This is a genomic window from Streptomyces sp. NPDC058665, assembly GCF_042714995.1.
In the GTDB taxonomy this organism is placed as follows: Bacteria; Actinomycetota; Actinomycetes; order Streptomycetales; family Streptomycetaceae; genus Streptomyces.
In genome coordinates, this window is record NZ_JBHXRX010000010.1 from 70,059 (window position 1) to 87,773 (window position 17,715).

At 70.4% G+C, this 17,715-nt stretch carries 14 protein-coding genes; 4 read left to right on the forward strand and 10 right to left on the reverse strand.

Features of this window, described 5'->3' with window-relative positions; translation table 11 throughout:
• Positions 1–5 precede the first annotated feature (5 nt).
• The 8 genes from clpB to ACFWV8_RS08805 form a co-directional block, all read right to left on the reverse strand.
• On the reverse strand, positions 6–2,660 hold the full coding sequence (clpB, locus tag ACFWV8_RS08770) for an ATP-dependent chaperone ClpB (RefSeq protein WP_384199031.1): 2,655 nt from the start codon (positions 2,658–2,660) through the stop codon (positions 6–8).
• Positions 2,651–3,004: a chaperone modulator CbpM gene (locus tag ACFWV8_RS08775; protein ID WP_329377816.1), complete on the reverse strand. Its 354-nt coding sequence runs from the start codon at positions 3,002–3,004 to the stop codon at positions 2,651–2,653. The genes clpB and ACFWV8_RS08775 overlap by 10 nt, the downstream gene beginning before the upstream one ends.
• Positions 3,001–3,972, reverse strand: coding sequence for a DnaJ C-terminal domain-containing protein (locus ACFWV8_RS08780; protein WP_384199032.1), 972 nt, complete (start codon positions 3,970–3,972; stop codon positions 3,001–3,003). The genes ACFWV8_RS08775 and ACFWV8_RS08780 overlap by 4 nt, the downstream gene beginning before the upstream one ends.
• Positions 3,973–3,979: 7 nt before the next feature.
• Positions 3,980–4,618, reverse strand: a complete 639-nt coding sequence (locus ACFWV8_RS08785) for a nucleotide exchange factor GrpE (RefSeq protein ID WP_384199033.1) — start codon at positions 4,616–4,618, stop codon at positions 3,980–3,982.
• Positions 4,619–4,628: 10 nt separating this feature from the next.
• Positions 4,629–6,542, reverse strand: coding sequence for a molecular chaperone DnaK (dnaK, locus tag ACFWV8_RS08790; RefSeq protein WP_384199034.1), 1,914 nt, complete (start codon positions 6,540–6,542; stop codon positions 4,629–4,631).
• Between the two features lie 220 nt (positions 6,543–6,762).
• Positions 6,763–9,123 (reverse strand): glycoside hydrolase family 65 protein, encoded by a 2,361-nt coding sequence (locus tag ACFWV8_RS08795; RefSeq protein ID WP_384199035.1) that lies wholly within the window; start codon positions 9,121–9,123, stop codon positions 6,763–6,765.
• Entirely contained in the window at positions 9,120–9,869 is a 750-nt protein-coding gene (locus ACFWV8_RS08800; RefSeq protein ID WP_384199036.1) for an HAD family hydrolase, read from the reverse strand. The genes ACFWV8_RS08795 and ACFWV8_RS08800 overlap by 4 nt, the downstream gene beginning before the upstream one ends.
• A gap of 136 nt (positions 9,870–10,005) precedes the next feature.
• The gene (locus tag ACFWV8_RS08805; protein ID WP_384199037.1) at positions 10,006–10,500 is read right to left on the reverse strand and encodes an FBP domain-containing protein; all 495 of its coding nucleotides are present in this window, start codon (positions 10,498–10,500) and stop codon (positions 10,006–10,008) included.
• A gap of 196 nt (positions 10,501–10,696) precedes the next feature.
• Between ACFWV8_RS08805 and pgm the strand changes: the two genes are divergently transcribed.
• Positions 10,697–12,343, forward strand: coding sequence for a phosphoglucomutase (alpha-D-glucose-1,6-bisphosphate-dependent) (gene pgm / locus ACFWV8_RS08810; RefSeq protein ID WP_384199038.1), 1,647 nt, complete (start codon positions 10,697–10,699; stop codon positions 12,341–12,343).
• Positions 12,344–12,380: 37 nt separating this feature from the next.
• Here the strand turns inward: pgm and ACFWV8_RS08815 are convergent, their stop codons facing one another.
• Positions 12,381–13,274: a hypothetical protein gene (locus ACFWV8_RS08815; RefSeq protein WP_384199039.1), complete on the reverse strand. Its 894-nt coding sequence runs from the start codon at positions 13,272–13,274 to the stop codon at positions 12,381–12,383.
• Positions 13,271–14,527 carry a glycosyltransferase family 4 protein gene (locus ACFWV8_RS08820; RefSeq protein ID WP_384199040.1) on the reverse strand — a complete coding sequence of 419 codons (1,257 nt, stop codon included), beginning with the start codon at positions 14,525–14,527 and terminating at the stop codon, positions 13,271–13,273. The genes ACFWV8_RS08815 and ACFWV8_RS08820 overlap by 4 nt, the downstream gene beginning before the upstream one ends.
• A gap of 233 nt (positions 14,528–14,760) precedes the next feature.
• Between ACFWV8_RS08820 and ACFWV8_RS08825 the strand changes: the two genes are divergently transcribed.
• The 3 genes from ACFWV8_RS08825 (at position 14,761) to ACFWV8_RS08835 (ending at position 17,689) form a co-directional block, all read left to right on the forward strand.
• A complete protein-coding gene (locus tag ACFWV8_RS08825) occupies positions 14,761–15,585 on the forward strand; it encodes an aldo/keto reductase (protein WP_384199041.1) in 825 nt (274 codons plus the stop codon).
• Positions 15,586–15,674: 89 nt separating this feature from the next.
• Entirely contained in the window at positions 15,675–16,745 is a 1,071-nt protein-coding gene (locus tag ACFWV8_RS08830; RefSeq protein ID WP_384199042.1) for a hypothetical protein, read from the forward strand.
• 158 nt (positions 16,746–16,903) lie between these two features.
• On the forward strand, positions 16,904–17,689 hold the full coding sequence (locus ACFWV8_RS08835) for an SAM-dependent methyltransferase (protein ID WP_384199043.1): 786 nt from the start codon (positions 16,904–16,906) through the stop codon (positions 17,687–17,689).
• Positions 17,690–17,715: the final 26 nt, after the last annotated feature.

Here is a 17,715-nt window from a genome sequence, read left to right on the forward strand (position 1 = left end):
AGTGCTCACTCCTCCTCCTGTCCGGCGGTCCGCCCGTCGTGCGGCCCGCTGTCGGGAAAGGTGACGACGAGTTCGCCGTTCTGGGCGTCGACCAGGATCGACGCGCCGTCCTCGACATCACCGCGCAGCAGCGCCCGGCCGATGAGCGTCTCCACCTCGTGGGAGATGTAGCGGCGCAGCGGCCTGGCACCGTAGACCGGGTCGAAGCCCTGGTGGGCGATGAGTTCACGGGCCTGCTCGGTGAGGTCGACGCTGATCCGGCGTTCGGCGAGACGCCCGCGCAGTTCGTCGAACTGGAGCTCCACGATGCGCTCGATCTGTACGAGGCCCAGGGGCTGGAACAGCACGATGTCATCGACCCTGTTGAGGAACTCGGGGCGGAAGTGGGCCCGTAGCTCGGCCAGCACCAGATCACGGGCCTCGGGCTTGATCTCGCCGTCGGCCGTGGCGCGGTCGAGGAGATGGGACGACCCGATGTTGGACGTCATGATGATCACCGTGTTGCGGAAGTCGACCGCCCGGCCCTGGGCGTCGGTGATGCGGCCGTCGTCCAGAATCTGGAGGAGAGTGTTGAAGACGTCGGCGTGGGCCTTCTCGATCTCGTCGAACAGGACGACGGAGTACGGCTTACGGCGTACGGCCTCGGTGAGCTGGCCGCCCTCCTCGTAGCCGACGTAACCGGGTGGCGCGCCGACCAGCCGGCTGACCGTGTGCCGCTCCTGGTACTCGCTCATGTCGAGACGGACCATGTTCTCCTCGGAGTCGAAGAGGGCCGCCGCGAGGGTCTTGGCGAGTTCGGTCTTTCCCACTCCGGTCGGCCCCAGGAAGATGAACGAGCCGATGGGCCTGCGCGGGTCGCGGATGCCGGACCGGGCCCGGATGATGGCGTCCGCGACCAGCCGGACGGCCTCGTCCTGGCCGATGACCCGCTCCTGGAGTATCTCGTCCAGGCGCAGCAGCTTCTCTCGCTCGCCCTCCTGGAGCCGGGCCACGGGGATGCCGGTCCAGGCGGCCACGATGTCGGCGATCTCGTCCTCGGTGACCACCTCGCGCAGAAGCCTGGTCTCCCCCTGTTTGGCGGCGAGTTGTTCCTGCTCGGCGGCGAGCCGGCGTTCGAGTTCGATGAGGCGGCCGTAGCGCAGCTCCGCGGCCCGGTCGAGGTCGTAGTTCCGTTCGGCCTCCGCCGCCTCGCGCCGGACCTGTTCGAGTTCCTGGCGCAGGTCCTGAACGCGGCGGATGGCCTGGCGTTCGGCTTCCCACTGCGCCTGTTCGGCGTCGGCCTCGCCGCGCAGATCGGCGAGTTCACGGCGGAGTTCGGTGAGCCGGGCCTCGCTGGCGGCGTCCGACTCCTTGGAGAGCGCGGCCTCCTCGATCTCCAGACGGGTGACGCGGCGGGTGATCTCGTCCAGTTCGGCGGGCATGGAGTCGATCTCGGTACGCATCCGGGCGCAGGCCTCGTCCACCAGGTCGATGGCCTTGTCGGGGAGGAAGCGGTCGGAGATGTAACGGTGGCTGAGTGTCGCCGCCGCCACCAGGGCGGTGTCCTGGATCCGTACGCCGTGGAAGACCTCCAGACGCTCCCGGAGCCCGCGGAGGATGGAGACGGTGTCCTCGACGCTCGGCTCGTCCACCAGCACCTGCTGGAAGCGCCGTTCGAGCGCGGCGTCGGACTCGATACGCTTGCGGTACTCGTCCAGCGTGGTGGCGCCGATCATATGGAGTTCGCCGCGGGCGAGCATGGGCTTGAGCATGTTGCCCGCGTCCATGGCCCCCTCGGGGCCGCCTCCGGCCCCGACCACGGTGTGCAGTTCGTCCACGAAGAGCAGGATCCGCCCGGCGGCGGCCTTGACCTCGCCGAGGACGGCCTTGAGGCGTTCCTCGAACTCGCCCCGGTATTTGGCACCCGCGACCAGCGACCCCATGTCGAGGGAGAAGACGGTCTTGTCGCGCAGCCCCTCGGGGATGTCGCCGCGCACGATGCGCTGGGCGAGTCCCTCGACGATGGCCGTCTTGCCGACGCCGGGGTCGCCGATGAGGACCGGGTTGTTCTTCCGTTTACGGCTGAGGATCTGGGTGACGCGGCGGATCTCGGCGTCGCGGCCGATCACCGGGTCGAGGGTGCCCTCGCGTGCCTCGGCGACCAGGTCGCGGCCGTACTTCTCCAGCGCCTCGTACGCCCCTTCCGGGGTCGCGGAGGTCACGCGCTGGTTGCCGCGCACCCGGGTGAGCGCCGCCAGGAACGCCTCCTTGGTGAGGCCGTACTCCTTCAGGAGGCGTCCGGCGGAGCTCGCGGAACCCTCGTCCACGAGCGCGAGTAGGAGGTGTTCGACGGAGACGTACTCGTCCTTGAGCCGGTGCGCCTCCTGTTCGGCGGTGTCCAGCAGTCTGCCGAGCCGCTGGGTGACGAAGACCTGGCCGGGCGCCGCTCCCGGGCCGGTGCTCCGGGGCCTACGGGAGAGGTCGGCCTCCACGGCGCCGCGCAGATCGGCGGTGCCGGTGCCCGCCTGGTCGAGCAGCCGTGGGACGAGGCCGTCCCGCTGGTCCAGGAGCGCGAGGAGCAGATGCTCGCCGTCGGTCTCGTTCTGCCCGAGGCGTACGGCCACGGTCTGGGCGTCCTGGAGCGCTTCCTGGGACTTCTGGGTGAGCCGGTTCATGTCCATGGCGGCTGATCACTCCTGGTGTCTCGGCGGCGCAGGGCGGTTTCGAGGCGGCTGATGCGGTCGAGGAGGTCGACCACCACGCCCAGCGCGGCGTAGTTGAGGCACAGGCCGACCCGCAGCCGTTCCATCCGGGCGAGTTCCAGTGGGGCGCTCTCGGCGAACCGGAGCCGTCCTGACGCCTCACGGCGGGCGTCCAGCAGACCGAGGGCGACGAACTTGCGGACGGCGTCGGGGTGCATCCCGGACCGGCGGGCGACGGTCTCCAGGGAGAGTCCGGGCAGCGGTGCCAGCGCGTAGACGGTGCGCGTCCGGGGGCGCGCCGGACGGGGCGGTGGCGGGGTCATCGCATCCTCCTCGGGTCGAAGTCGGAGACGCTCGCCAGCTGTTCGAAGAGATCGCGCTCACGGTCGGTGGGGTGCCGCGGCACCATGATCCGCAGCTCGGCGTAGAGGTCGCCGTCCTTGCCCTGCGGGTTGGGCAGTCCTTCGCCACGGAGCCGCAGCCTGCGCCCGCTTGAGGAGCCGGCCGGGACGGACACCTTGGCGGTCCCGTGCGGTGTGGTGACGGGAAGGGTCGCGCCGAGCGCCGCTTCCCAGGGGGAGAGGGCGAGTTGGACGGTGAGGTCGCGGCCGTCGACGCGGTAGATCTTGTGCGGTGCGAGACGCACCCGGAGATACAGGTCGCCCGCCGGTGCGTTGTCGCTGCCCCTCCCGCCCTGTCCGGCGAGCCGGATCCGCTGCCCCTCGGTGACACCGCGCGGGATGTTCACCTCGTAGCTGCGGCGGCCGTCGGGACCGGAGAGGGTGAGACTGCGCCGGCCGCCCTGGTACGCGTCCTCGACGGTGAGCACCAGTTCGGTCTCCTGATCGGCGCCGGGCACCCGGCCCCGGGCGCCTCCGGCGCCGAAAAGGCCGCCGAAGAGATCTTCGAAGTCGACGCCAGGACCGGCGGAACCGCCGGGACCCGCCGTGCCACCGAACGGGTCGCCACCCCCGTAACCCGGTCCCGGGCGCCATGTCCGCCCCCTGCCGGGTCCCGCCCCCGCACCCCCTCCGGTCCTGGCCCCGACGCGTTCGTCGTAGTCCTCGGGCACCTTCCTGAAGTCCGAGCCGAACCGGTCGTAACGGGCCCGGGTCTTGGGGTCGGACAGCACGCTGTAGGCCTCGTTCAGCTCCTTGAAGCGTTCCTCGGCGCCGGGGTCCTTGTTGATGTCGGGGTGGTACTTGCGGGCGCGGGCGCGGTACGCCTGCTGGATCTCCTCGGTGCTCGCGGTGCGCGGCACGCCGAGGGCTTCGTAGAGGTCCACTGCCATGGGCGCGTCACTCCTGCCGCTTGCTGACGACGGCGGCCATCGGGCGCAGCTGGCGGCCGGGGGTGCCGTAGCCGGGGCGCAGACACTGGACGACGGTTCCCGGCTCGGCCTCGGGGTCCTCCACCACGGTGACGGCTTCGTGCCGGGCCGGGTCGAAGGGGACGCCGGTCTCGTCGTCCCTGGGGTAGCCGAGCCGGTCGAGGATGTCGACGGCCTGGTTGCGTACGGCGTTGACGCCCTGGATCAGGGATTCGGTGCCGGATTCGGTGTGGGACAGGGCGAGTTCGAGGTTGTCCACCACGGGGAGCCAGGCGGTGGCGACCCGGGCGCGTTCGGAGTCGCGTTCGCGTGCGAGGTCCTTCGTCTGGCGTTTGCGGAGGTTGTCGAGGTCGGCGAGCGCGCGTCGCCAGCGGTCCCGCAGCTCGTCGAGCTCGGCCACGGGGACCACGTCCGGCTCCTCGGTATCGGCCGGTCCGCCGGGCGTGGGGGGGCCGTTCGGCGGACCGGCGGCAGCGGGCTTCGGCGCCGCCGGACCGCTCGGTGCGGCGGGGTCGTTGGGCCAGTTGTCTTCGGAGTTGATCTCGGAGGGCTCGCGGGGCTCGGTGGGCTCGGTGGGCTCGGGTACCGGTTCCGGAGAAGTAGTCATGGCGGCCGCTTCAGTCCTTGTTGAATTCGGCGTCGATGACGTCGTCGTCGGCTCCGCCGCCGGACTCGGACTCGTCCTCGGAGCCCTCTCCGCCCGCGGGCCCTGCGCCGTCGTCGCCGGGACCGGGCCCGGCACGGCGGGCGGCGAGCGCGGCGTGCACCTGCTGGAGTTCGGAGGTCAGCGACCTGGCCCGCGCCGGGTCGGCCCCTTCCTTGACCGCCTGTTGGGCGTCGGTGACCAGCATCCGCGCGCGGGCCTTCTCGTGTTCGGGCGCGGCGTCGCCGAGTTCGGTGAGGCTCCGCTCCACCTGGTAGGCGGCGGCGTCGAGTTCGTTGCGGGCGTCGACGGCTTCGCGCAGGGCCTGGTCCTCGCCACGGTTGCGTTCGGCCTCACTGACCATCCGTTCGACCTCGGACCGGTCGAGGTTGGAGCCCTCGCTGATGGTGATGGACTGTTCCTTGCCGGTGGACTGGTCCTTCGCGTTGACGTTGAGGATGCCGTTGGCGTCGATGTCGAAGGTGACCTCGATCTGTGGCTCACCCCGGGGCGCGGGTCGGATGTCGGTGAGCTGGAACCGGCCCAGCACCCGGTTGTCGGCGGCCAGTTCACGTTCTCCCTGTACGACCACGACGTCGACGGCCGGCTGGTTGTCGGCGGCGGTGGAGAACGTCTCGGAGCGCCGGACGGGGATGGTGGTGTTGCGCTCGACGATCTTCGTCATGACGCCGCCGCGCGTCTCGACGCCGAGCGAGAGCGGCGTGACGTCGAGCAGCAGGACGTCCTTGACCTCGCCCTTGAGCACTCCCGCCTGGATGGCGGCGCCCAGCGCCACGACCTCGTCGGGGTTGACGCTCATATTGGGCTCTTTGCCGCCGGTGAGCCGGCGGACCAGGGTCTGTACGGCGGGGATACGGGTGGAGCCGCCGACCAGGATGACCTCGTCGATGTCCTGGTCGGTGACCTTGGAATCGGCGAGCGCCTGCTGGACGGGGGCGAGGCAGCGTTCCACGAGGTCGGCGGTGATCTGCTCGAACGTGGACCGCATGACCGTCTCGGTCAGATGCTTGGGGCCGGACGCGTCGGCGGTGACGAAGGGCAGGTTGACCTGTGTCTGGGTGACCGAACTGAGTTCGGTCTTGGCCTTCTCGGCCGCCTCGAACAGCCGTTGCAGGGCCTGCGGGTCCCGCCGCAGATCGATGCCGTTGTCCCGCTGGAAGGCGTCGGCGAGATGGTCGACCAGACGGCGGTCGAAGTCGTCGCCGCCGAGATGGCTGTCACCGGCGGTGGACCGTACCTCCACGACACCGTCCCCGACGTCCAGGATGCTCACGTCGAAGGTGCCGCCGCCGAGGTCGAAGACGAGCACCGTCTCGTGCTCCTTCTTGTCCATCCCGTACGCGAGCGCCGCGGCCGTCGGCTCGTTGATGATGCGCAGCACGTCGAGGCCGGCGATCTTCCCGGCGTCCTTGGTGGCGGTGCGCTGCGCGTCGTTGAAGTAGGCGGGCACGGTGATGACGGCTTCGGTGACCCGCTCGCCCATGGACCGTCCGGCATCCTCGGCGAGTTTGCGCAGTACGAGCGCGCTGATCTCCTCGGGCGCGTACAGCTTGCCCCGTACGTCGATACGGGCGACACCGCCCTCGCCCTCGACGACGTCGTACGCGACGGCCTTGGCCTCGTCGGATATCTCGTCGTAGTGCCGGCCGATGAAGCGCTTGGCCGAGTAGATGGTGCCCTTGGGGTTGAGGATCGCCTGCCGGCGGGCCAGTTGCCCGATCAGACGCTCTCCCGAGTCGGTGAAGCCGACCACGGACGGTGTGGTGCGGGTGCCCTCCGCGTTGGGGAGCACGGTCGCCTCGCCGCCTTCCCAGGAGGCGATCACCGAGTTGGTGGTACCGAGATCGATTCCTACTGCCTTGGCCATGGAAGCACTCCTCAGTACTGCCGTGCCCAGGCATCTCGGCCCGCCACGGCGGGTGTGGGCCGCGCAGGCCGGGCCCGGTTCGGCGGGACCGAGGGGCCGGCACCATCGATCAGACCTGTGCGGCCTCGTCTGATCCGCTCTTGGAGTGGTCGCCCCACTCACTGTCGTCCAGTTTCACACCATTTGTTACGCCATGCGAAAGGGGCCGCGTCATCTGAGGTCAGCGGCGGTGCCCATCCGCGTTGGGCCTGCGCCCGGCCGGATAGTCCGGTGTCGGCGAGGGGACGAGGGCCGGGATGGCGCGGACCTCGGCGGTCTCTCCGTGCAGGGTGACGGGGTCGCCGTAGTGGTGGACCTTCACCGGGTCACCGGTGGACACGGTGTACGTGACGGTCTTCGAGGCGATCTCGACATGCAGGTGCCTGTCCCGGAACTTCACCGTGAAGGCGAGCCGTCTGATCTCCTCCGGCAGCCGGGGCGAGAACTCCAGCCTGTCCCGGCTGTGCCGCATACCGCCGAAGCCCGCCACCAGAGCCGTCCAGGCGCCCGCGAGAGAGGCGATGTGCAGGCCGTCGCGCGTGTTGTGCTCCAGATCCTGCAGATCCATCAACGCGGCCTCGGTCAGATAGTCGTAGGCCAGCCTCAGGTGTCCCGTGTCCACGGCCATCACCGCCTGGCTGCAGGCCGAGAGTGAGGAGTCACGCACGGTGATCGCTTCGTAGTAGGCGAAGTTGCGGGCCTTGTGTTCGGCGTCGAAGTACTCGCTGCACTTGTACATCGCCAGGACCAGGTCCGCCTGTTTGACGACCTGCTTGCGGTAGATGTCGAAGTAGGGGAAGTGGAGCATGAGCGGGTACTGGTCGGGCCTGGTGCGTTCGAAGTCCCAGTGCTGGTGCCGGGTGAAGCCGGCGTCCTGCTCATGGACCCGCAACTCGTGGTTGTAGGGGATGTTCATGGCGTCGGCCGCGTCCCGCCAGGTGGCGGACTCCTCCTCGTCGACGCCGAGTTGGGACGCCAGGTCCGCGTGGCGCTCCACGATGTCGGCGGCCGCCCGCAGATTCGTCCGGGCCATCAGATTCGTGTACGTGTTGTCGTCAGCGACGGCGCTGTACTCGTCGGGGCCGGTGACGCCGTCGATGTGGAAGGCGCCGTGGGGATCGTGGTGTCCGAGGGACCGCCACAACCGCGCTGTCTCCACCAGCAGTTCGACGGCACAGTCGCGCTCGAACTCCTCGTCGCGGGTCGCCGACAGATAGCCCACCACCGCCTCGGCGATACCGGCGTTCACATGGAAGGCCGCCGCGCCGGCGGGCCAGTAGGCCGAGCACTCCGAGCCGTCGATGGTCCGCCAGGGGAACGCCGCTCCGTGCAGCCCGAGTTGCTGGGCACGCTCCCGCGCGGCCGGCAGCGTGCTCTGGCGCCAGCGCAGAGCGTGTGACACCGCGTCGGGCGAGGTGAACGTGAGCAGCGGCAGGACGAACGCCTCGGTGTCCCAGAAGGCGTGCCCGTCGTAGCCGGAGCCGGTCAACCCCTTGGCGGGGATGCCTCGTTGCTCGGCGCGGGCACCGGCCTGGAGCACATGGAAGAGCGCGAACCGTACGGCCTGCTGGATCTTCTCGTTGCCGTCCACCTCCACATCGGAGCACTTCCAGAAGTCGTGGAGATACGCGCGCTGTTCCTGGGCGAGCCCTTTCCAGCCGATGCTGGCCGCGCCGGCCAGTGCCGCGTCCACCTGGTCGCCGACCGCGGGCAGCGACCGGGCGCTCGACCAGCCGTACGCCACGATCTTGTCGACGCGCAGGGTCTTCCCCGGCGCCAGGACCGAGGTCACGGTCAGCCGTGCGATGTCGTCGTGGGACTCGCTGTGGGTCGTGGTCGAATCGGGCCCGTAGACGGAGTGGTCGGCCGCCGCCCCGACACGCAGACCGCTGCGGCGGGTGCAGTGCACGAGCCGCAGCCGGTTGCCTGACGCGAAGTGCTCCTCCGCGTCGAGCGGCGACTCCAGCGCGACGGAGGCGCGCGGGTCCGTCTCGCTCTCGGGCTCGGGCAGTTGCTCGTTGGCGACCAGCTCCGACTGGATCACGATGCGTACTTCGGTGTCGACCGCCTCGACCTCGTAGGAGACGGCGGCGACGGCGCGCTGGGTGAAGGAGACGAGCCGCGAGGAGCGCACCCGTACGGTGCTGCCCGCCGGCGAGGTCCACTCGCACGTACGGTGCAGCAGGCCGGAGCGCAGGTCGAGCACCCGCTCGTGGGAGCGCAGTTGCCCGTAGCGCACGTCGAACGGCTCGTCGTCGACCAGCAGCCGGACGATCTTCCCGTTGGTGATGTTGATGACGGTCTGGCCGGACTCCGGGTAGCCGTAACCGGCCTCGGCGTACGGCAGCGGGTGCAGCTCGTGGACACCGTTGAGGTAGGAGCCGGGCAGGCCGTGCGGTTCGCCCTCGTCGAGGTTGCCGCGCCAGCCGACATGGCCGTTGGAGAGCGCGAAGACCGATTCGCTCTGCGGCAGCACGCTCATGTCGAGTTCCCTCTCCCGCAGGGACCACGGCTCCACCGTGTACATCGAGTCAGTGATCATGCTTGCGGCTCCTGGTCGGTGAGGTCGGCCAGGTCGGTGACGACGGTGTCCCCGCCGTGCGCCCGCAGCGCGTCGGCCTGGCCCACCCGGTCGACGCCGACGACGTACCCGAAGTGTCCGGCCCGGCCCGCCTCCATGCCCGCCAGCGCGTCCTCGAACACAGCCGCGGCCGACGCCTCGACGCCGAGGTCCCCCGCCGCCGCGAGGAAGGGCGCGGGGTCGGGCTTGCCGGGCAGACCGCGCTCCGCCGCGACGACGCCGTCGATCCGGGCGTCGAAGAGCGCCTCGGCGTCGATCGCCCGCAGGATGTCGCGGCAGTTGGTGCTGGAGGAGACCACGGCGGTACGCAGACCGCCCGCCCGGACGGCCCGGATGTAACGCAGCGAACCCTCGTACGCCTCGACGCCACCGGCCCTGATCCGCTTCAGCAGCCGTTCGTTCTTACGGTTGCCGAGCCCCTGGACGGTGTCCCGGTCGGGCGGGTCGTCGGGCTCACCGTTGGGCAGCTGGATACCGCGCGAGCCGAGAAAGGCCCGCACTCCGTCGGACCGGGGAAGTCCGTCGACGAATTGGTTGTAGTCCGCGACGGCGTCGAAGGGGCGGAATTCCCCGTCGCCGCGCTTGCTCAGGAATTCGTCGAACGTCTCCTTCCAGGCTGCCGCGTGAACGACGGCGGTCTTGGTGATGACCCCGTCGAGGTCGAACAGACAGGCCTGGATGCTGTCCGGAAGGCCGAGTTTCGTCATGCGGCGCACCTTCTCCGTCGAAGAGGGCTGCTTTCCGGGCAATCGTAGGGCGGCGGGCCCTCGCCCGCCCGCGAGGGAGCCGTACGGCCGTACGGGCGATCGGGGCCCTGCCAGGGCCCCGCCGGGCCCTGCCGGGTCAGGGAGCGAGCTTGTCCAGGAAGCCGAAGAGGTTCGCGCGGGTGCGCTCTGTCTGCTCCTCCACCGTCAGGCTCTCCTCCATGCGTCCGCCGGGCGCCGCCGTCTTCTTTCCGCGTGTATAGAGGGAGCAGGCGAGGTCGGTGCACATGTAGATGCCGACCGAATTCCCCTCCCGCCCGGCCTTGCCGCGCTTCCTGGCGGTCATCAGCGAAACGCCGCTGCCCGGGTGGGTGGTCAGACAGAGGGAACACATGCTGCGGTGCAGATAACCGCGGCGGCGCGACGGATAACGCAGCGTCACGCCGACGAGAGTGCCCTCTCTTTCGGCGACGAGATAGCCGCGGTCGGGCGCCGAGAGATCGAGCCACCCCAGGAAGTCCAGATCTTCCCAGGGACGCTCCGCGAGGTCCCGCGGCAGCGGAAGGCGCGCCGCCTCGCCCTTGGAGCAATTGACGAACGACGTGCGGATGTCATGTTCGGTCACGGCTTTCATGACTCGAACGCTAACAATGCCTAATAGCTTTAGGCAAATGATTATTGATCCTAGATACGCGCGCATCAGGACCGGCCGCGGGAACTGGGCGCCCACTGGCGCCGCCCGACCTCATAGGGTTACGTGGCACGCGCCGGGACGGCGGGCTCGACGTCCCGCGCGGCGGCCGACCGACCGACACGATTGGAGTTCGCCGATGGTGCACGACAGGGCCGGGCAGCCGGCGCAGCCCGGGGATCTGGTGGACGTGGCGCGGCTGGTGACGGCCTATTACGCGCTGCACCCCGATCCGGCCGAGCCCGCGCAGCGGGTCACCTTCGGTACGTCGGGGCACCGCGGCTCCGCCCTGTCGGCGGCGTTCAACGAGGACCACATCGCCGCCACCACCCAGGCCATCTGCGAGTACCGGACCCGCCAGGGCACCGACGGGCCGCTGTTCCTCGGCGCCGACACACACGCCCTCTCCGAGCCGGCCCGGGTCACCGCGCTGGAGGTGCTGGCCGCCAACGAGGTCACCGTCCTGATCGACTCGGACGACGGCTACACGCCCACCCCGGCCGTCTCGCACGCGATCCTCGACCACAACCAGGGCCGTATCTCCGGTCTCGCCGACGGCATCGTGGTCACGCCGTCGCACAACCCGCCGGCCGACGGCGGCTTCAAGTACAACCCGCCGAGCGGCGGCCCCGCCGGTTCCGACGCCACCTCCTGGATCCAGGACCGCGCCAACGCCCTGATCGAGGCGGGGCTCAAGGAGGTCCGCCGGATCCCGTACGCGCGTGCGCTGGCCGCCGGCACCACGGGACGGCACGACTTCCTGGGCCGGTACGTGGACGACCTGCCGTCCGTCCTCGATCTGGACGCCGTCCGGGACGCCGGGATCCGGATCGGCGCCGACCCGCTCGGAGGCGCCTCGGTCGCGTACTGGGGACGGATCGCCGAACGGCACCGGCTCGACCTCACGGTGGTGAACCCGCTCGCCGACCCGACCTGGCGGTTCATGACCCTGGACTGGGACGGCAAGATCCGGATGGACTGCTCGTCGCCGTACGCCATGGCCTCGCTGATCGCTCAGCGCGACACGTACACCATCGCCACCGGCAACGACGCCGACGCCGACCGGCACGGCATCGTCACGCCGGACGGCGGTCTGATGAACCCCAACCACTATCTGGCCGTGGCCATCCAGTACCTCTACGGGCACCGCGACAGCTGGCCGGCCGGCACCGGGATCGGCAAGACGCTGGTCTCGTCCTCGATGATCGACCGGGTCGCCGCCGACCTCGGACGCACGCTCGTGGAGGTGCCCGTCGGATTCAAGTGGTTCGTGGACGGTCTCTTCGACGGCACGCTGGGCTTCGGCGGCGAGGAGTCCGCCGGCGCCTCCTTCCTGCGCCGCGACGGGCGGGTGTGGACCACCGACAAGGACGGCATCCTGCTCGCCCTGCTGGCCTCCGAGATCACCGCCGTCACGGGCTCCACCCCGTCCCAGCACTACACGGCCCTCACCGAACGCTTCGGCGACCCGGCGTACGCCCGCGTGGACGCCCCCGCGACCAGGCAGGAGAAGGCGGTCCTCGCGAAGCTCTCCGCGGACCAGGTCACGGCCGGCACCCTCGCGGGCGAGCCGATCACCAAGGTCCTCACCGAGGCGCCCGGCAACGGCGCGGCGCTCGGCGGCCTGAAGGTCTGCACCGACAGCGCCTGGTTCGCGGCGCGGCCGTCGGGGACCGAGGACGTGTACAAGGTGTACGCGGAGAGCTTCCGGGGCCCGGAGCACCTGAGCGAGGTGCAGACGGAGGCGAAGACCCTGGTCTCGACGGCGCTGCGGGCCGCGACCTGAACCTGACTCCTCCAACTCAGCTGTCATGCACGGCCGTTCACCCAGCGGCAGTCGGTGACGGTGCGACCGCCACGGAGAGATCGTTGTCCACCGTGTAGTACGGACGCACCGTCACCCCGCCGAGCGTGGCCGCCGGATAGACGAAGACCGACTTGCGGTCCGCGACGTCGTCCAGCAGCCGCGCGACCCGGATCCGGGCCGCCCCCGCCGCCGGGCGGACGTACACGTCCCAGATGTCCTGCGCCGCCGCTCCGGGCTGTCCGCGTTCCGCCAGGAGGTCCTGGTAGTCGACGGTGAAGGAGAGGTCCCGCGCCCCGTCGGCCCGCAGCGCGAGCTGCCGTACGGGGCCGTCCTTCCCCCGCCGGTGCAGCAGCGCCGCCGCGCCCTCCCCCAGCCCGGCGCCGAACAGCCGCGCCCGCGCGGTCATCGCGTGGCCGGAGAAGACGATCCGCCCGGCCTCCGCGTGCGCGGTCCGCAGCCAGGCGCGTACGGCGAGACGGCCGTCCTTGGTGGCGTAAGGGATCCGCACGGCCAGGGGCGTCTCCCGTCCTTCGCTCCCGCCGGACACCAGCGCGCGCAGATCGCGCAGGCCGGGCAGCAGCGCTGTGCGCTCCTCGCCGGGCAGCCCCAGCACGTACGCGTCCCAGCGTCCTTCCTGCAGGGCGGGCGCCGTCTCCAGGACGGCCCGCCACTCGTCCTGCCCGACGTTCTCCAGCGCGGCCACCCGGCCGATCTCCTCCGACTGCCCCTTCTTCGGGCGCAGTTGGAGCAGCAGCCGGGGGTGGGCCGAGGCGGGCAGCGGCAGTCGTACGCGTACGACGAAGCGGCCCTCGTCGTCCACGGTCGCGTCCGCGCGGGGCTTGTCCACCCGTGGCTTGTCCACTCGGGGCTCCTCCGCCGCTCCGCCGTTCCTGCTGCCGTCGTCGCTCATCGCCGCGCCTTCCGTACTGTCCGCAGGACACTGCCGGCCGCGACGAGCGCGGTGTCCTTGGCCGCGTAACCGCCGCTCACCAGGGCGTGGTCCCGCCCGCGCGGCCGTGGGCGGCCGTCTCTTCGGGCCGCCAGCAGCTCCTCGAACAGCTGCTCGGCCTGGGCGACCACGGGGCCGGGCGCGTACCGGCGGGAGTTCTCCAGGGCCGTACGGCCCATCCGGCGGCGCAGCCCGTCGTCGCGTACGAGGTCCAGCAGGGCGCCTGCCAGCGCGTCGCGGTCGCCGACGGGGACCAGCCGGCCGTCCTCGCCCGGGGCGATGATCTCGCCGGGGCCGTACTCGCAGTCGGTGCTCACGACGGGCAGTCCGCAGCGCATCGCCTCGACGATGGTCATGCCGAACGGCTCGAAGTTGGAGGTCGCGGCGCCGATCGACGCCTTGACCCACTCGGCTTCCATCGGGGTCACCGCGCCCATGAGGAAAACGCAGTTGTAGAGGCCGAGCCGGTCTATCAGCGCGCGCAGCCGCTCGTGCTCCTCGCCCTTGCCGTAGATGCGCAGCTGCCAGTCGGGTCGTTCGGCGGCGACGGCTGCGAAGGCCTCGATCAGCAGGTCGAACCGTTTCACCGGCACCAGCCGTCCGGCGGCCATCACGACGCGCTCGCCGCCGTCCGCGGGCGGGAGGGCCGGGGCCGGGACGCTGTTGGGCAGTGCCTGTACCCGGACGCCGGGCAGCCGCATCTTGCGCCGGTAGGCCGCGGCGTCGGCCTCCGTGACGGGGGTGAGCGCGTCCAGCCGCGGATAGACCCGGCGCAGCGCGTTGCGCAGGCGCGGCGGGTGGTTGTTGAGCGTGAGGTGCTCCTGGCCGACGCGTACCGTCCGCGCGGGCGCCTGGAGGGCCAGATGCACGTTGAGGCCGGGCCGGGTGCCCACGACGACGTCGGCGTCGAGCGAGCCGAGGGCGTCACCGATGCGCTCGTCGGTGAGCGCGCTGTACTGCTGGTAGCGGTATTCGGACGAGGGGAAGACCTTCGCGGGCGTCAGATGCCGCGGGTCGTCCTTCTCGTGCCGCAGATCCACCAGGGGCCGCAGCCGCACGCGCGGGTCGAGCGTGAGGTTCGGCCGCTCGCGGTGGCGGAGTGCCGAGATGATCTCCACGTCATGCCGATCGGCCAGCGCGCGGGCCAAGTTGAACGTGGTGGTGATCGTCCCTCCTATCCCGTACGCGTTGTGAATCAGAAAAGAGATCTTCATGTCCTGGCAGACGGGTGGGACCTGGAGATGGTTGCCCGCAACCCGTGGATAAGGAGCACGCCACCTTTTCGTAACCAAGCCGGCTGACGCGCCGTCGGACCCGGCCCGGCCGAGGACACCACTGGAGCATTTGCCCCATTGCGCTGTTTTACCGGCAATACGATCGGGAAGGCGGTGCTGTGCCCCCAGCCGCCCTCTCACCGCTGTCGAAGCACCACATTCAAGGAGCCACCATGAACGCCGTACCCGACGTCACCCTCAACAACGGGGTGACGATTCCCCAGCTCGGCTTCGGCACCTTCCAGATCCCGCCCGCCGAGACCCGTAAGGCGACGCTGACCGCGCTGGAGAGCGGCTACCGGCACATCGACACGGCGGAGATGTACGGCAACGAGAAGGAGGTCGGCGAGGCGATCCGCGACTCCGGCATCGACCGGGACGACATCTTCGTGACGAGCAAGCTGAACAACCAGTTCCACAAGGCCCCCGACGCGCGCGCCGCGTTCGACCGGAGCCTTGAGGACCTCGGGCTGGCCCACATCGACCTCTTTCTGATCCACTGGCCGCGGCCCAAGTCCGGGAACTTCGTTGAGGCCTGGCAGACGCTGGAGGAGATCTACCGGTCCGGGCGCGTCAGGGCCATCGGCGTCTCCAACTTCCAGCCGCACCATCTGCGCCGCCTGCTGGAGAACTCGGTGATCGTGCCCGCCGTCAACCAGGTCGAGGTCCACCCGTATCTGACCCAGGACGAGGTCAGGGCGTTCAACACCGAGCACGACATCGCGACCGAGGCCTGGTCCCCTCTCGCCAAGGGCATGGTGCTGAACGACCCGGTCGTCGTCCGCATCGCGAACGACATCGGCCGGACCCCCGCGCAGGTCACGCTCCGCTGGGCCCTCCAGCGAGGGGACATCGTCTTCCCCAAGTCGGTCACACGCGAACGCGTCCAGGAGAACCTCGGCCTGTTCGACTTCGAGCTGGGCGAGGCGGACATCGCCGAGATCGCGGCGCTGAACCGCGACGAGCGCACCGGCCCTGACCCGGACAACAACGGCTGACGCCCGTCCCGCCGCCGGGTCCGTAATGGATGTTCCAAGTCCGCAACTCCCGGCTGAGATCCGCCGGTTCGTACGGCAAGATCGGTCGCATGACCGAACAGCGGGGCAGCGCACCACAACAGAGCGCCACGGACGAGACGGTAGCGGCCCTGGCGGTCCGCCTCCGCGCGGCGGACACCGGCGGCTGGACGTCGGACGCGACACGGGCGCTGGTGGTCCGGCTCGGCTGGGGCTGGAGCGACAGCCCGACCGTGGTCACCGGCCGTTCCACCGGCGACGCGCGGCTACGGCCCGTCGGGAAGTACGAGGAGCGGTACGTGGGTGGGGAGGCGTACGTCGAACTGGCCATCCCCGTACGGCGTGCCGAGCCGGACGCCGCCTCCCAGGCGGAGGCGTTCCGGATGGTCAAGGACGAGCTGACCGCCACTTTCGGCGAGGCGTCGATCATGGGGGTGCACGGCAGGCTCGCGCCGTTCCTGCGCCCCGTGCCGAGCTGGGGCTCGCCGTATCTGCGCTGGCGGGGTGAGTCGAACACCCTGGAGCTGCGCGCGGGTCCGGCGGGGCCCGAACTGGTCCTTCAGCCCACCGACCCGGTCGAGAGCTGGTTCGTACGGCAGGGCCACGACGACGACCACGCGATCACCGGCTTCTTCGGCTTCCGGCCCGACGGGTCGAACGGCGGCCTCACCTTCCCCGGCGGCTGGCGGGTCCGCGGCTGGGAGACGATGACAAGGGCGCTCGCCGACTTCCTGACGACGCTGCCTGCCGAGACGACCGCGCTGCGTACCCCGATGTGGATGCCGATCTACGGCCGGATCGAGGGGAAGGGCGCGCCGATCCTGTTCGACATCGACTGCGGCGACCGGCTGATGCTCGCCTCGTTCGCGGACGAGTCCGTGAACCCGGCCGTGCTGGGCTGGGGCACGGCGGCCGAGCATCCGACGACCGGCAGGCCCTGGCCCGACCCCGACAGCCCGCGGCTGCGCATCGACGCGGGCGGTCCCGGCCGGCCCGACGGCCAGGCGCTGGCCGAGACGATCGTGGCGACGGCGCGCGCGATGGGTGTGGTGTCCCCCGAGGACCTGCTCATAGGCAACGAGGCCGGGGACCTGGGCGCGTACCGCGTGACCTTCTACGGCCTGGGTCTGCCGATGGCCTGAGCGGCCGGACAGCACCCGGCCCACCGCGGACGGATCAAGTCCCTTTCCCTGTGGCAGAATTCCCCGGACGGCCGGTGACGTCCGGGGAAGCCCGGCGACGGCGCGCGAACACGCCGTACAGCCTCCCGTCGTACCGCCACGACCCATCGGAGTTTCGTATGACGGCAGGGACGCCCAAACCTCAGGTCGACACCAGCAAGCCGCACCCTGCGCGCGTCTACGACTGGCTACTCGGCGGCAAGGACAACTACGAGGTCGACCGCCAGGTCGGCGAGCGGCTGCCGGCCGAATCGGCGGACGGCGCCCGCCAGAACCGGGCGTTCATGCACCGTGCCGCCGCCTGGCTCGCCGACAACGGGGTGAGCCAGTTCCTGGACATCGGCACCGGCATCCCGACCGAGCCCAACCTGCACCAGATCGTCCAGGCGATCATGCCGACGGCCCGGGTGGTCTACGCGGACAACGACCCCATCGTCCTGCGGCACGCCGAGGCCCTGCTCGTCAGCACCCCCGAAGGCACGACCGACTACATCCAGGCCGATGTGCGCGACCCGCAGGAGATACTGCAGTACGCCCGCGCCACCCTGGACTTCGACCAGCCGATCGCGCTCTCCCTCATCGCCCTGATGCATTTCGTGCCCGACGACCAGGGCCCCTACGAGATCGTCTCCAGCCTGGTGGACGTGCTGCCGTCGGGCAGCTATCTGGTGCTGTCGCACGCCGCGTCCGACCTGGTACCCGAACTGTCGGACAAGGTCGTCGCGGAGTACGCGAAGGGCGGCATCAGGCTGGGGTTCCGTACCCACACCGGGGTGAGCCGGTTCTTCGACGGACTTGAGCTGATCCAGCCCGGACTGGTGACGGCGCCCGCGTGGTTCAAGGAAGCGGGAGCGCCCGAGCAGGAGATGAGCGGCATCTACGCGGGCGTGGCACGCATCCCGTAGCGGCGTGACCTGTTCGACCTCGGTGA